At 65.8% G+C, this 15,148-nt stretch carries 12 protein-coding genes and 2 riboswitches; of the genes, 10 read left to right on the forward strand and 2 right to left on the reverse strand.

The genetic code is table 11. The features are described 5' to 3' along the window. Positions 1-21: 21 nt before the first annotated feature. Complete coding sequence (locus DNK49_RS07740) at positions 22-2,004, reverse strand: TonB-dependent receptor plug domain-containing protein (RefSeq protein WP_110523766.1); 1,983 nt, start codon at positions 2,002-2,004, stop codon at positions 22-24. Between the two features lie 229 nt (positions 2,005-2,233). Further along, a riboswitch (cobalamin riboswitch) is annotated at positions 2,234-2,436 on the reverse strand. Between the two features lie 137 nt (positions 2,437-2,573). Next, positions 2,574-2,797, forward strand: a riboswitch (cobalamin riboswitch). Between the two features lie 145 nt (positions 2,798-2,942). On the opposite strand from DNK49_RS07740, the gene cobO reads away from it, so the two are divergent. The 10 genes from cobO to cobJ all read left to right on the forward strand — a co-directional run bounded on the left by cobO (position 2,943) and on the right by cobJ (position 14,398). Continuing rightward, positions 2,943-3,554, forward strand: coding sequence for a cob(I)yrinic acid a,c-diamide adenosyltransferase (cobO, locus tag DNK49_RS07745; RefSeq protein WP_110523767.1), 612 nt, complete (start codon positions 2,943-2,945; stop codon positions 3,552-3,554). Positions 3,555-3,718: 164 nt separating this feature from the next. Continuing rightward, the gene (cobW, locus tag DNK49_RS07750) at positions 3,719-4,795 is read left to right on the forward strand and encodes a cobalamin biosynthesis protein CobW (RefSeq protein ID WP_110523768.1); all 1,077 of its coding nucleotides are present in this window, start codon (positions 3,719-3,721) and stop codon (positions 4,793-4,795) included. After that, entirely contained in the window at positions 4,795-8,565 is a 3,771-nt protein-coding gene (cobN, locus tag DNK49_RS07755) for a cobaltochelatase subunit CobN (protein WP_110523769.1), read from the forward strand. Before cobW ends, cobN begins: the two co-directional genes overlap by 1 nt. A 2-nt stretch (positions 8,566-8,567) precedes the next feature. Further along, complete coding sequence (locus tag DNK49_RS07760; RefSeq protein ID WP_110523770.1) at positions 8,568-9,641, forward strand: magnesium chelatase ATPase subunit I; 1,074 nt, start codon at positions 8,568-8,570, stop codon at positions 9,639-9,641. 71 nt (positions 9,642-9,712) lie between these two features. Then, positions 9,713-10,312: a vWA domain-containing protein gene (locus tag DNK49_RS07765; RefSeq protein ID WP_243632273.1), complete on the forward strand. Its 600-nt coding sequence runs from the start codon at positions 9,713-9,715 to the stop codon at positions 10,310-10,312. 42 nt (positions 10,313-10,354) lie between these two features. Next, a complete protein-coding gene (locus DNK49_RS07770; protein ID WP_110523771.1) occupies positions 10,355-11,035 on the forward strand; it encodes an energy-coupling factor ABC transporter permease in 681 nt (226 codons plus the stop codon). Between the two features lie 9 nt (positions 11,036-11,044). Then, on the forward strand, positions 11,045-12,217 hold the full coding sequence (locus DNK49_RS07775; RefSeq protein ID WP_211170855.1) for a cobalamin biosynthesis protein CobG: 1,173 nt from the start codon (positions 11,045-11,047) through the stop codon (positions 12,215-12,217). Continuing rightward, the gene (locus DNK49_RS07780) at positions 12,217-12,846 is read left to right on the forward strand and encodes a precorrin-8X methylmutase (RefSeq protein ID WP_110523773.1); all 630 of its coding nucleotides are present in this window, start codon (positions 12,217-12,219) and stop codon (positions 12,844-12,846) included. Before DNK49_RS07775 ends, DNK49_RS07780 begins: the two co-directional genes overlap by 1 nt. Beyond that, positions 12,843-13,643, forward strand: coding sequence for a precorrin-2 C(20)-methyltransferase (cobI, locus tag DNK49_RS07785; protein WP_243632274.1), 801 nt, complete (start codon positions 12,843-12,845; stop codon positions 13,641-13,643). The genes DNK49_RS07780 and cobI overlap by 4 nt, the downstream gene beginning before the upstream one ends. Continuing rightward, positions 13,640-14,398: a precorrin-3B C(17)-methyltransferase gene (cobJ, locus tag DNK49_RS07790; RefSeq protein ID WP_110523774.1), complete on the forward strand. Its 759-nt coding sequence runs from the start codon at positions 13,640-13,642 to the stop codon at positions 14,396-14,398. The genes cobI and cobJ overlap by 4 nt, the downstream gene beginning before the upstream one ends. Here cobJ and DNK49_RS07795 read toward each other — a convergent pair. Then, entirely contained in the window at positions 14,365-15,138 is a 774-nt protein-coding gene (locus DNK49_RS07795) for a cobalt-precorrin-6A reductase (protein WP_243632275.1), read from the reverse strand. The two genes, cobJ and DNK49_RS07795, sit on opposite strands and share 34 nt — an antisense overlap. Between the last annotated feature and the right edge of the window lie 10 nt (positions 15,139-15,148).

Consider the following 15,148-nt stretch of genomic DNA (forward strand, 5'->3'; position numbering starts at 1 on the left):
GCGCGTTTTTTGTACGGATGATCAGAAGAAGCGGTATTCGACGCCGACGATGCCGTAGGTGCCAGGCTGCTTGTAGCCCAGCCCCTCGGGGGCATCGGCGTCAAACACGTTCTCCACGCGTGCATACAGCGAGACGTCCTTGCTCACTGCGTAGCGGGCGGCAACATCCACGCGCACGTAGTCGTCGATCCAGTCACGACCGGTCCAGTCCAGACGCTTGTCGGTGTAGTACGCATGGGCGCTGGCAGAGAACGGGCCCTTGACATAGAACAGCCCCAGGTTGGCCTTGTGGCGCGCGATCTGCACCGTGCGCTCGTCGTCGGCGCCCACCTTTCGGGTATGCGAGTCGGTGTAGGTGTAGTTGCCTTTCACCGTCCATGCGTCGTCCAGCGCCCACGCCAGGCTGAACTCGATGCCGCGGGTGCGCTGCTTGTCGGCGTTGGCATACTGGCCATAGCCATACGGGTTGTTGGGGTTGGCGATGCTGCTGTCGTAGATCACGACGTCGCTGACTTGCGCGTGCCACAAGGTGGCTTCCCAGTTCAGGCCCGTATTGGCGAGGTGCTGGCGTACGCCGATCTCGGTGGTGCGACCGCTTTCCGGCTTCAGTGTCACGCTACCGTAGTTAGGATTGAACAACTGCTGCAACGTCGGTGCGCGATAGCTCGTACCGTGATTGGCGAACAGGGTGAGACTGCCGAGGCGGTAACTGGCGCCCAGGCTGCCGGTGGTCTTGTCGCCCCATACATCGTAGTCGTCATGACGCAGACCCGCGGCGAGGGTGAGGCCGCTGTCACCCACGGCGTATTCGCCATTCACGTAGAAGGATCCGCGGTCTGCCTCGCCCTTCAGCGTGCCCCAGCGCCCCCATTGGCGGGTGCTCGACTCGTAGCGCTCGGCGCCTGCCAGCGCCTTCAGGCCGTCTGCTGCGTAGCGCAGGCTGTAGTCGAACTGGGTGCTGCGATCCTTGTTGTGTGCGGTCAGCGGGCTGCCACTGTCGTGGATGGGGACGGCGTCGCCCTGGTTGTAATAATCCATCCAGTTGACGGTGAAGTTGTCCCACGGCGCTGTGATGTAACCCAGCAGGCCGTCGTCGAGGTCGCGACTCTTGCGTTGGGACAGCGTCTGGCCGGCCGCCAGCCGATGGCTCAGGGTGGTGCTCAGGTGGTGTTCCACATAGGCCTGCAGGACGGCGGTCCGGGTTGTGTTGTAGGCGTTGGGATCGGGCAGCTGGCCCCCCCAGTAGGACGGGCGCGCGCTGCGTGTCACCTCGGTCAGGTGGGCGTAGTCGAAGCGGCTGTCGGTGTGCCACAGCGAGATGCCGGCGTCGATCTGTTCGGTGCTGTAGTCCGCGGCAAACTGGAAAGTCTCGTCCTTGAAGCCTTCGTACTTGTGCACCCCATCGCTATCGACCCTGGAGGCATGCACCGAAGTGCGGAGCTGCCCCGGGCCCAACTCGACCGCGTGTTGCCACGATGCCTTCAGTTTCTGCCAGCCCAGTGAGCCGGCTTCCGCGCCGACCGACAGGCGCGGGGCGCCGCCGCGTTTCGTCGTGATGGAGATGACACCTGCGGTGGCATTGGCACCGTACAGCACGGCCTGCGGGCCGCGCAGGACTTCGATGCGGGAGATGGAAGCAGGGTCCAGCTGACTGAGCAGGTTGCCGACGTCACCCGAGCCGGCCTGATTCAGCGTCACGCCATCCACCACAACCAGTACATGACCTGCGCCGAAGCCGCGCATCTTCAGATAGTTGTACTGACCCGGTCCGCCGACCTGCTTGAACTCGATGCCGGCAAGGCTGCGCAGGATCTCGGTGACGTCGGTGTAGCCGCCGCGCGCAATTTCTTCTGCTTCGACGACGGAGGCGGACTGGGTCAGCGTGGACGAGGCTTTGTCGAGTCGACTGGCCTCGATGGTCATCTCGGGCAGCAAGGTGTCAGCCGCCTGAGCCGCTGGCAGCAGGGCGAGTGCCGTGGCGGCACTCAACAAGGCGTGTTTCATGGGGCGAAGCTCCGGAGAGAACTTGCCGCAAATGAGGTTTCCGAGCGTTTCCCCGCCAGCACGGGCGAATGCACGCAGCCAAACCTGTTCAGGTGTAGCAAGGCGTATTCAGTCTGGGTGGGGCAGGTAGGCTTTAGGCAGACTCCAGATGCAGCAAATCATAAACAAGACAATTGTTTACGCTACTGCAACGGTGTTGCCGCCCATCCAGAGCCCTCGCTCGACGGTACAGTAACGACTCGCATTGGCAGGTCTCCTGGCTCACGCTTCAACGCGGACCATCACCTTCCCACCCGGATACGGGCAGTGGTATGTCGATGGCCTACTCGGCGCTTACAGTTGCGAGGACAGCCACGGAGTTTCACCGTGTTCCCTTTTTCATCCCGGATGCCTGAAAGTTTCAAGCGGGAGCGCAATGCTGGGCGGGAATATCGAGCATGCCATAGCCCGCTGTCAAGTCCCAGCAGGTGTGCGGTAGTGCACATGGCATGGCTGGAAATGGGTATGGCATGAATTCGCAGCTTGGGTTGAGTTGTGGATTGCCGCTCGTCCGCGCACCGCGTATAGTTCGGCCTGATACCGATCAGGGAGCCTTGGGGCACGTCCGTGCCCTGGGGTGAAACGGGAAGTCCGGTGACGCGAGTGCAACACGCTTGCCATTCCGGCGCAGCCCCCGCTGCTGTAAGCCTGACGGCGCCGTCAACATGTGACCCACTGGGCATTCTGCTCCGGGAAGGGCGACGGCGACCGGATGATGGCGAGCCAGAAGACCGACCCTTTTCGACTGACAGCTGAATTGCCCCGGGGTGTGGGTGGATTTGCGATGACTTGACGGTGCGGTATGGCCGTTTTTCGCGATTGGCATGGGTGCCGATCATGCGAAAGGCATCTCATGTCCTCTTGTCTGCCGGGGCTTACCAAGTCATGGAGCCAGGACGATGGAAGAGGGCAAGAAGCAGAGTCACAACGCACGCATGCAGCGCAAGAAGGAAGTCGTCGATGCGGCGATCGAGCGAGCGCAGGAAGAGCGCGGCATCGTCATCCTCATTACCGGCAACGGAAAGGGCAAGACCACATCCGCCTTTGGCACCTTGTACCGTGCGCTGGGCCATGGTCATCGGGCTGGCGTGGTGCAGTTCATCAAGGGAACCCAGGCTACCGGCGAGGTCGTCTTCCTGCGTCAGCAACCGGCGAGCGCTGCGGTGCAGTACCACGCGATGGCCACCGGCTTTACCTGGAATACCCAGAACTGGGACGCCGACAAGCGTGCCGCCGACGAAGCCTGGGCGCAGGCCGCCAGCATGCTGGCGGACCCCGCCCTCAATCTGGTGGTGCTGGACGAGCTCACCTACATGCTCAAGTACAACTATCTGGACACCGCGACAGTCGTCGAGGCCATCCGCGCTCGCCCGTCGATGCAGACCGTCATCATCACTGGTCGGGCGGCAAAGCCCGAACTGCTTGAACTGGCCGATACGGTGAGCGAGATCGCCGACTGCAAACACGCATTCAAGGCTGGCGTGAAGGCACAGCCCGGCATCGATTTCTGACCCCTGGCCGGGGTGTGGCGGGTGCTGGCATGGGCTGCGGGTCCGGTCAGCATCTGAACACCTCGTCATGCCTGCCAGGCAATCCAGACGCATTTTATTTGGACCATTGGGAGCAGTGGGCCCCCGATGCGCTCGCCCTCAAGACTTCGAACCGGAGAACATCCATGCGCGCTCAAGCCAGGATTCCTGCCACCATCGTTACCGGCTTTCTCGGTAGCGGCAAGACCACGCTGCTTCGCCATATCCTCGCCAATGCCGGCGGACGCCGCATCGCGGTGATCGTCAATGAGTTTGGCGAGCTCGGCATCGACGGCGAGATCCTGCGCGGCTGCGGCATCGGTTGTGATGAGGATGGCCGCGAGCAGGCCGGCCAGCTTTTTGAGCTAGCCAATGGCTGCCTGTGCTGCACCGTTCAGGAGGAGTTCTATCCGGTGATGCGTGAGCTGATCGCGCGTCGCGACGACATTGACCACATTCTGATCGAGACCTCGGGTCTGGCGCTGCCCAAGCCTCTGGTGCAGGCCTTCAACTGGCCGGAGGTCAAGACCGCGTGCACCGTGGATGCGGTGATCACCGTGGTGGATGTGCCTGCCGCAGCGGCCGGACAGTTCGCCGCCAACCCGTCTGCAGTGGACGCTCAGCGTCGTGCCGACCCCAACCTGGATCACGAGTCGCCGCTGCACGAGTTGTTCGAGGATCAGCTGTCGGCTGCAGATCTGGTCGTGCTGTCCAAGCTGGATCTGGTCGATGACGAGGCGCGAGCCGCGGTCGAGACGCTGTGCCGCGAGGAGCTGCCGCCCGCAGTCAAGCTGGTCGCCGCCGACCACGGCCGCATCGATCTCGACCTGATCCTCGGCCTCGAGGCTGCCGCGGAAGACAGCATCCATCTGCGTGTCAGTCATCACGACCATGAGGATGGCGAGGAGCACGATCACAATCATGAGGCCTTTCAGTCGATCTCGGTCGAGCTGCCGGTGGTGGACCGCGAGCGCCTGCTCGCCATCCTCCACGATCTGGTGCAAACCCATACGCTGTACCGGGTGAAGGGCTTCGTCGCCCTCGCCGACAAGCCGATGCGCCTGGTGGTGCATGGCGTTGGTCGTCGCTTCGACAGCTACTTCGACCGCCGCTGGCGTGCCGACGAGGCGCGCCACACCCACCTGGTGCTGATCGGCCAGGATCTCGATGCTGCACGACTGACTGAAGCGCTGCAGGGCGCCGTGTTGGCCGAGGCTGCCTGATGCATCTGCTCGCCGCCCAGCCGGGGGGATTCGTTGACGACGATTCGGTGGTCACGCGCATCGCGCAGGACCCCGCCGATATCGTCATTCTCAGCGCGGCCGACACCACCCTGGCGTTGCTCGCCGCAGCCTGCCCGGCAGACGGATTTCCCGCAGTGCGGCTGGCCAACCTGCTGCACCTGCGCCAGCCTGCCTCAGTGGATCTCTATCTTGACGAGGTGCTGCAATACGCCCGCGTGATCATCATCGATCACCTGGGCGGCGAGAGCTACTGGCCTTACGGCACCGAGCGGGTCGGTGAGCTTGCCCGTGCGCGCGGTATCGCACTGGTGATGTTCTCCGGTGACAACAGCGAAGATCTCAATCTGCTGATGAAGGGGACGGCCGACATCGACGACGCGCGCACGCTGTGGCGCTATCTGCGCGAAGGTGGGCCGGCCAATGCGCGCAACTTCTACCGTTTTCTGGGGGCGCGCTTCTTCGGCCGTACGGACACGCCTGAACCACCGCGGGCGCTACCCACCGTGGCCGTGTTCCACCCGCGCCACGATCTGGGCAGCGTTGCCGCCTGGCACGACGACTGGCAGCCGGGTGCGCCCTGCGTGCTGGTGCTGTTCTACCGCGCCCACCTGCAGGCCGGCAACACCGCGGCCTTTGCCCATCTGTGCGAGGTCCTTCAGGCACGTCGCATGAATCCGCTGCCGCTGGCGCTGACCTCGTTGAAGGACATGTTGTGTGTAGACGCGTTGCGTGCGCTGGTGGTCGAGCACAATGTCGCACTCATCCTCAATACCACCGCGTTTGCGCGTTCTGCGCTTGACGAGCCTGGCGATCACGCGCTGGCCGGTGACGTGCCGGTACTGCAGCTCATTCTTTCCGGTGGGAATGAGGCGCGTTGGCGGGACGATGCCCATGGCCTCGCGCCGCGCGACATCGCCATGCACATTGCGCTACCTGAGGTGGATGGGCGTATCGTCACCCGTGCGGTGAGCTTCAAGGGCCTGGGCCGCCATTGCGAGCGTACTCAGAGTGATGTCGTGCAGTACCGTGCCGAACCCGGGCGCATGGCTTTCGTCGCCGAGCTCGCACAGCGCTGGTGCCGTTTGCGCGCGCTGCCCAATGCCGACAAGCGCCTTGCCCTGGTACTGGCCAACTACCCCACACGCGAGGGGCGTATCGGCAATGGCGTGGGCCTCGACACTCCGGCCTCGGTGGTCACGATTCTACGTCGGCTCGCAGCCGAGGGCTATGTGGTCGATGGCATCCCGGCCGACGGCGATGCGCTGATGGCGCAGCTGCAGCAGGGTGTGACCAATGACCCGGAACACTGGGCCGTTCGCCCGGCGCATCAGAGCCTGGCTCTGGTCGATTACCTTGCCTTTTTCGACTGCCTGCCAGCGGTCAACCGCAGCGCCGTGGTCGAGCGTTGGGGCCCGCCAGAGGCGGACCCGATGTTGCGTGCGGGCCGTTTCATGCTCGCAGGATTGCGCTGCGGTCGGGTTTTCGTCGGCATCCAGCCGGCACGCGGCTATCAGCTTGATCCTGCTGCGAGCTACCACGACCCCGACCTGGTTCCGCCGCACCACTATCTGGCTTTCTATTGCTGGTTGCGTGAGGTCTGGCGTGCGGACGCCATCGTGCATGTGGGCAAGCATGGCAACCTGGAATGGCTTCCGGGCAAGAGCGTGGCGCTGTCCGAGGAATGCTGGCCGGATCTGGTATTTGGCCCCATGCCGCATCTCTACCCCTTCATCGTGAACGACCCGGGCGAGGGGACTCAGGCCAAGCGCCGCGCCCAGGCGGTGATCATCGACCACCTGATGCCGCCGCTGACCCGCGCCGAGAGCTACGGCCCCACGCGCGACCTGGAGCGCCAGGTGGACGAGTACTACGAGGCACTGATGCTCGACCCGCGTCGCGCGGCCGAGCTGCGCCGGCAGATCCTCGACCATATCGTGCGCCACGACCTGCACCGCGACCTCGGTCTTGCTGCGCCCACCACCGCCGATGAGGAGCAGCAGCTGCTCAACCGCACCGACACCTATCTGTGCGAGCTGAAAGAAGCACAGATCCGCGACGGGCTGCATGTGTTCGGCGCCTCGCCAGCAGGGCGCCTGCGCCGCGATACGCTGCTTGCGCTGGCCCGTCATCCGGTGGGCGACGGTCACGGTGCGCGCCAGGGGTTGACCCGCGCACTTGCCGCAGATTTCGCGCTGGGCGAAGGCTTTGATCCGCTGGATGCCGACTGGGGCGCGCCCTGGGCCGGGCCGCGTCCGGCGATGCTCGCCGATCTTGATGCCGGGCCGTGGCGCAACACCGGGGATACCCGCGAACGTCTCGAGTTGCTGGCGCTCGACGTGCTGGAGAACGGCCTGCCCGCGGCGCTGGCGCATGACTGGCCCCACACCCGCCCGGTGCTTGAGCGCATCGAGGCGGAGCTCGCTCCTCGCCTCGATGCCTGCGGCCGTGAGGAACTTCATCAACTGTCGCGTGGCCTTGCCGGTCGTTTTGTGCCTGCCGGGCCCAGTGGAGCGCCCACCCGTGGTCGCCCCGACGTGCTGCCCACCGGACGCAACTTCTACTCCATCGACACCCGTGCCGTACCCACCCAGACCAGCTGGACCCTGGGCCTGCGCTCGGCTGAGCGCTTGATCGAACGCTATGTGCAGGAGCACGGCGATTATCCGCGTGCCATTGGCCTGTCGGTGTGGGGGACGGCGACCATGCGCACTGGCGGTGACGACATCGCCCAGGCCTTTGCCTTGTTGGGGGTGCGACCCAAGTGGGCCGACGGTAGTCATCGGGTGAGCGATTTCGAAATCCTGCCGATGTCCTTGTTCGATCGCCCGCGTATCGACGTGACCCTGCGCGTGTCTGGCTTCTTCCGTGATGCCTTTGCCAACGTCATCCGCCTGTTCGATGCCGCGGTGCAGGCAGTGGCCGGGCTGGATGAACCTGAAGAGGTGAATCCGATCCGTGCGCGCATCGCCCGCGAAGCTGCGACGCTGGCGGCCGAGGGGCTGGATGCAGACCGTGCGCGCCGTCAGGCGGGACACCGCGTGTTCGGCGCCAGGCCGGGGGCTTACGGCGCCGGCCTGCAAGGGCTGATCGACGGGCGCAACTGGGAGACCGACGACGACCTCGCCCGCGCCTATCTGGAGTGGGGCGGTCACGCCTATGGTCAGGACGACTACGGCAGCGCCGCGCGCGACACCTTCGCACGCCGGCTTGCCGGCATCGATCTGGTGATGCACAACCAGGACAATCGCGAGCACGACCTGCTCGACTCAGACGACTACTACCAGTTTCAGGGCGGCATGGCGGCGGCGGTGCGCCATCTCGCGGGCGCCCAGCCGGCAATGTACTTTGGTGACCACAGCAACCCCGGCGCCCCCGCCATCCGCACGCTGGAAGAAGAGATCAGCCGGGTGGTGCGCAGCCGTGTCACCAACCCCAAGTGGATTGAGGGCGTGAAGCGCCATGGCTACAAGGGCGCGTTCGAGATTGCCGCCACCGTGGACTACCTGTTTGCCTACGACGCCACCGCCCGCGTGGTGCGCGATGACCAGTACGCCCGGGTGACGGATGCCTATCTGGAAGACCCCGGCACCCGGGATTTTCTGCTGCGCCACAACCCTGATGCGCTGGGTCAGATCTGCGAGCGCCTGCTCGAAGCGATGGACCGCGGCCTGTGGGCGGCGCCCGGTGACTACCGCGAACGCGTCGGGCAACACCTGCTTGCCGCCGAGCAGCAGCTGGAGGAACGTTGATCATGGACAGCCTGTTCCCCTTTACCGCGCTGCACGGTCAGCCCTTGCTGCAAACCGCACTGCTGCTGGCGACCGTCGACCCGCTGATCGGCGGCGTACTCATCGAAGGTCCGCGCGGTACGGCCAAATCCACTGCTGCGCGGGCGCTTGCTGCGCTGCTGCCGAGCGCGCGGGAAGTGGGGCGCTTCGTCAACCTGCCGCTATCGACCAGCGAGGAGCAACTGGTCGGCTCGCTGGATCTCGAAGCGGCGCTGCAGGGGGGTGAGGTGCGCTTCCGCCCGGGCTTGCTTGCCCGTGCCCATGAAGGTGTGCTCTATGTGGATGAGGTGAACCTGCTTGCCGACGGCCTGGTGGACCTGCTGCTGGATGTCTGCGCCAGTGGTGTGAACCGCATCGAGCGGGACGCTATCAGCCACGCCCACCCGGCACGCATCACGCTGGTGGGTACGATGAACCCGGAGGAGGGCGAGCTGCGTCCTCAGCTGCTCGACCGTTTTGGCCTTCTTGTGCGCCTTGGCAATGTCCTGCCGCCGGCTGAGCGCCAGGCCATCGTGCGGGCTCGCCTGGCCTTCGACGCGGACCCACGGGCTTTTTCCGAGCAGCACGCCCCGGCCCAGCAAGCGCTGGCCGAGCGCATTGTGGCCGCCCGTGCCACGTTGCCGATGATCGCTTTCAGCGACGCTGACCACGAGCGGGTGGCTGCGCTGTGCCATGCAGCTGCGGTGGAGGGCGTGCGCGCCGATCTGGTGATGCTGCGCGCGGCCCGTGCCCATGCGGCGCTTGCTGCCCGCCGTCAGATCGACGTTGCCGACATCGACGCGGTGGCCGAGCTGGTGCTGGCGCATCGCAGGCATGCTCAGGCGGCACCAGATGCGTCGGCGCCGTCGGCCGGGTCGCAAGCTGCGTCCGCGTCGCAGCACCCCGCTTCCGATCAGGCAAGTCCGGCGCAGGATGCAATGCAGCCATCTGCGGATGCCGGAGCGCCTGCCGAAGGCGATTGGGGGGCGATGCCATCGCAGGTGCTGCCCATTGCCGGGGTCAAGACCGTGAGGCCGTTGAATGCAAAAAAGTCCTGACGCGTCCTGCGGCATCCGGACCGGATGCCGCAGGACGCGGAGTCCATCCAAAACCTGGGCACCGAGGCCGCGTGGCGCGTCAAACAGGCGCGCGGATCGACTGGCTACGCACCTTGGTGGCCAAGGGGCCGGCAATGCTGGCACGGCAGCATCTGCGTCATCGTCCGCCGCCGGCCGGTGGCGCGACCTTGTATTGCCTGTTGCTCGATTGCTCGGCCTCTATGCTGCGCAGTCGACGGCTGGCACTGGCCAAGGGCTTGCTGCTGGAATGGGCCGCCGAGCGCTATCGCAGGCGCGAACCGTTTGCGGTGATTGGCTTCGGCGGCAAGGGCGCGCGTGTGCTGCAGGCCCCGCGCAAGGCGGTTGCCTTCAACGAACGATGGATCGCGCCAATCGCCGGTGGTGGTGGCAGTCCGGCGGATGCCGCGGTGGCACTGGCCGACCAGTTGCTGGCACGTCGCCGGCGCAGCAAGCCGGACGAACGGTTTGTCGTCTGCCTGCTTTCGGACGTGCGCTTCACTGCCCTGCCGCCGCGCCCACAGCAGGCCGACCATTGCACCATCATCGATTTCGACGAGGGGCCCCTTGCCCTCGGTCGGGCGCGGCAGCTTGCGCGCGCATGGCAGGCAGATCACAGATCCGCTGCCGAGCTGGTGTCGGCATGCGCCTGACGCCCTGTTGCATCACTCACGTTTGAATCCAGGAGAACGCATATGCATATCGAACCCGGCATCGTCGAAGGTGGCAAGATCCTGCTCAGCTACGGCACTGCGGCTGCGGCCATCGGTTACGGCGGCAAGCTTGCGATGGAGACCCTCAAGCGGGATGGAGGGGCGTCGCTCGTGCTGCGCGCGCTGCTTGCCACCATGCTGGTCTTTGTTTTTTTCGAAGTCTTTCCTACGCAGGCCGTTGGCGTCTCCGAGGTCCATCTGATCCTGGGCTCCACGCTGCTATTGCTGTTTGGTGCAGGTCCGACGGCCATCGGCCTGGCTGCCGGCCTGCTGGTACAGGGCGTGTTCTTTGCGCCTGATGATCTGCCGCAGTACACGATGAATGTCACCACGCTGCTGGTGCCGCTGTTCGCCATCGCCGCGCTGGCCCGGCGTATCGTGCCGGCAGACAGCGCGTACGTTGATCTGCGTTATGGCCAGGTATTCAAGCTCTCGCTGGCTTACCAGGGGGGCATTGTGGCCTGGGTGGCTTTCTGGGCCTTGTATGGTCAGGGCGTGGGTGCGGACAACCTGAATAGCGTCATGACCTTTGGTGCCGCCTACCTGCTGGTCGTCGTACTTGAACCGCTGGTCGATCTGGCCGTGCTTGCCGCCGCCAGGACCTTGCGCTCGCTCAAGGGCAGCATGGCGCTGGAGAAGCGGCTTTACGAAGGGATGCGTTGAGGCACCGTGATGCTTCCCCGTATCCACGGCCGCTGCCCGGGCGCCTTGCGCCCGATGATGTCCGGTGACGGCCTCGTCCTGCGTCTGCGCCCGCGTCTGGCGCGTTTCACCCGCGACCAGGTGCTGGGCATCTGTGATGCGGCGCAGCGTCATGGCGCTGGCGTGATCGACATCACCAGCCGTGCCAACCTGCAACTGCGCGGCATTGCCGACGCGGACTGGCCGGTCTTGCTGGCGCGCTTCGGGGATGGGGGGCTGCTCGATGAGTCGGCCGATATCGAGTCACGTCGCAATGTACTGGTGACACCCGACTGGATGCCGGGTGACGACAGCGCACGGATTGCGACCGATCTGCTCGAGCGGATTGTCGACTTGCCACCGTTGCCGGCCAAGGTGGGGTTCGCCATCGATGCCGGTCCTGCGCCCAACCTGTTGCGGGATTCGGCCGATTTCCGCATCGAGCGCGGGGCGCATGGCGGCCTGATCCTGCGTGCCGACGGCCGCCCGCACGGCGTGCCGGTAGACGCTGGCCAGGCAGTGGAGGGCCTGATTGCGCTCGCCCGCTGGTTCGTCGATAGCGGAGGCTCCGTGGCGGGACGCATGGCACGCCACCGCGCGCCGCTGCCCGAATGGGCGCGCGGCGATGCCTTGCCCGGCGCGCCAGGGCCTGCACTGCGCACGGGCGCGCATCCGCTGGGTTTCGTATGTGGCCTGCCGTTCGGCCAGGTCGAGGCCGCAAGGCTGGCACGTGCCGTCCTGGCGTGTGGCGCCACGGCCTTGCGCATCACGCCGTGGCGGCGTGTGTTGTTCGAAGGCGTGGGTGACAAGGTTCCGTCGCTCCTGGATCCGGATGTTCCGGACTTCGATGCCGTTGCGGCTGCCGGGTGGCGGGTGGAAGCCTGTACCGGCGCCCCGTTCTGTCCGCAGGCCAGCGTCGATACGCGAGCGCTGGCGTTCCGGCTGATGCGCCTTGCGCAGCGCGGAATGCTGCAAGCTCCGTCATCGGCCGGGCAGCGTGTCGTTCATGTGTCGGGCTGTGCAAAAGCCTGTGCTTACCCGCAGCCTGCGACGATCAATGTCATGGGGCACGCCGGGGCGTTCGACCTGAGCTGGCAGACGGCATCCCCGCTGCATGTCGGCCTGAGTGCCGACGCGGTTGTTTCTCATCTGGAGTGTTGTTGATGCCGTATACCTACGAGACGGATGGTGCGGCCATCTACCGCCAGTCCTTTGCCATGATCCGTGCCGAGGCCGAACTCGGCCGCTTTGCGCCGGACGAGGAGCCGGTGGCGGTACGCATGATCCATGCTGCAGGGATGGTCGAGCTGGCTGCCAGCATCGATTTTTCGCCCGGCTTTGCCGCTGCGGCCAGTGCTGCGCTCGAACGAGGGGCGCCCATCCTGTGCGATGCGCGCATGGTGTCCGAGGGGGTCACTCGTGCGCGCCTGCCAGCGTCCAATGCGGTGGTCTGCACCTTGTCGGATCCGTCGGTGCCGGCGCTTGCCGCGCGCATGGCCAACACCCGCTCGGCTGCCGCGCTGGAACTGTGGCGCCCGCTGCTGGACGGGGCGGTGGTGGCCATCGGCAATGCGCCGACCGCACTCTTTCATCTGCTCAACATGCTGGAGGCGCCGGATTGCCCCCGCCCGGCGGCCATCATCGGTTGCCCGGTCGGCTTTGTCGGCGCCCTGGAGTCCAAGGCCGCGCTGTGGGCTGCCCGTCCGGTTCCTTGCTGTGTGGTGCACGGCCGCCTGGGCGGCAGTGCCATCACCGTTGCCGCCATCAATGCACTTGCGAGTCGTATCGAATGAGCCTGATTTCCATGCCTGAGGCCTCTCAGCCCACATTTGCCACAGTCTCTGACGTGTTGACCCCCAAGCCGGCGGGGCCGGGCACGGTTCATGGTGTCGGCCTGGGCCCCGGTGCCGCCGATCTGCTCAGTGTGCGCGCCGATCGTCTGGTACGTGGCGCGCGGCATGTTGCCTACTTTCGCAAGGCCGGCCGCGCCGGCCGCGCGCGGCGCATCGTCGACGGCATGCTGCGTGAGGATGTGATCGAGTTCGCCATGGAATATCCGGTCACCACCGAGATCGCGCTCGATGACCCGCGCTACAACCAGCAACTGTCGGCTTTCTACGCCAGCTGCATCGAGCATCTGCACGCGATCACGGCCCGTGGCGAGGATGTGGTGGTGCTGTGTGAGGGCGACCCCTTCTTCTACGGCTCCTTCATGCATCTGTATTCCCGCCTGCAGGGCTTGGTGCCGGTGTGTGTGGTGCCGGGTATCACCGGCATGTCGGGTGCATGGACCGTGAGTGGGGCGCCGATCACCTGGGGAGACGACACGCTGACCGTATTGATGGCTACGTCGTCCGAGGAGGTCCTGACCCGCCGCATCCGCGACACCGATGCGCTGGTGGTGATGAAGGTTGGCCGTAACCTGCCCAAGCTTCGTCGTGCGGTGGCGGCGGCCGGACGTGAGCATGAGGCCTGGCTGGTGGAGTACGCCACCATGGCGGAGGAGCGGGTGACGCGTCTGGTCGATGTCGATAAGGTGACCCCGTATTTCTCCATTCTGCTGATCCATGGCCAGGGGCGGCGTCCATGAGCGGCTGGCTGGCAATTGCCGGGCTGGGCCCGGGCGCAGCCGAGTTGATCACACCGGAGGTCGGACAGGCATTGGCGCAAGCCACCGATATGGTCGGCTATCTGCCTTATGTCGATCGCGTGGCCGCGCGGCCGGGGCTGGTGCGGCACGCCTCGGACAATCGCGAGGAGATCGCCCGCGCACGCCAGGCCCTGCAGCTGGCGGCCGAAGGCCGGCGCGTGGTGGTGGTGTCGTCCGGCGACCCCGGCGTGTTCGCGATGGCGGCCGCAGTGTGCGAGGCGCTGGAAGACGGCCCATCGGCCTGGGGTGAAGTCGACGTGCGCGTGCTGCCGGGCATTACCGCCATGCTGGCTGCCAGCGCCCGTGCCGGTGCGCCACTGGGGCATGATTTCTGTGCCATCAACCTGTCCGACAACCTCAAGCCCTGGACATTGATCGAGCGCCGCTTGCGGCTTGCGGTGGAGGCAGATTTTGCCATTGCGCTCTACAACCCGCGCTCGAAAGCGCGCCCGGAAGGTTTTGCCAGGGCACTCGAGTTGCTGCGCCGGGTGGGCGGCGAACAGCGCCTGGTGCTCTTTGCACGTGCAGTCTCGACCCCCGAGGAGCAATTGAAGGTCGTGTCGCTGGCCGAGGCACACCCCGGGATGGCCGATATGCGCACCGTGGTCATCATAGGCTCCAGCCAGACGCGTTTGTTGTCACGCGTGGCAGGTGCGCTGCTCTACACACCGCGTTCGGTGCCGGCGGGTGTGTGATGGGTCAGCCAGTCGAGGACCGCGTCGACGGTGTGAACTTCGTTGCGCGGGGGCAGCGCAGGGCGTTCCACCATCAGTACCGGCACACGCAACTGGCGGGCAGCCAGCAGCTTGGCGCGAGCACCTTCGCCGCCGGCGTTCTTGCTGACGACAAGCTCGATGCGATGGCGCTGCAGCAGGGCAAGGTCGCCCTCGAGGGTGAACGGGCCACGATCGACCATCACATGATGGTCGGGCAGGGGGATGGCGGACGAGGGTGGGTCGACCAGGCGCAACACATAGTGATGCTGAGCTTGCGTTGCGAATTCGGCCAGATGCATGCGCCCCAGCGCCAGCAGGATGCGCTGCGGCGGACCGGTCAGCGCGGCGACTGCAGCGTCGATGTTGGCGACCTGATGCCAGCGATCGCCGGGTTCGGCCGTCCATGGCGGACGGGTCAGGGCGAGCAGCGGTACCCGCGCGATGCGGGCCGCAGCGATGGCGTGAGTGCTCATCTGTGCGGCAAAAGGGTGGGTGGCATCGATCAGGTGGGTGATGCCCTGTTCAGTCAGGTAACGGACCAGGCCGTCCACGCCGCCGAAGCCGCCCACACGTGTGGGCAGCGGTTGAATGCGGGGATCCTTGACCCGGCCGGCGTAGCTGAAGCAGGCGCGCAGCCCGCTCGCGGACAGCGCCCGGGCGAGCAGGCTGGCTTCGGTGGTGCCGCCCAGGAGCAGGATGTTGGGAGTGCGATCGGGCATGAATGAGCGC

The sequence above is a fragment of the Parazoarcus communis SWub3 = DSM 12120 genome (genome assembly GCF_003226565.1).
Lineage (GTDB): Bacteria > Pseudomonadota > Gammaproteobacteria > Burkholderiales > Rhodocyclaceae > Parazoarcus > Parazoarcus communis.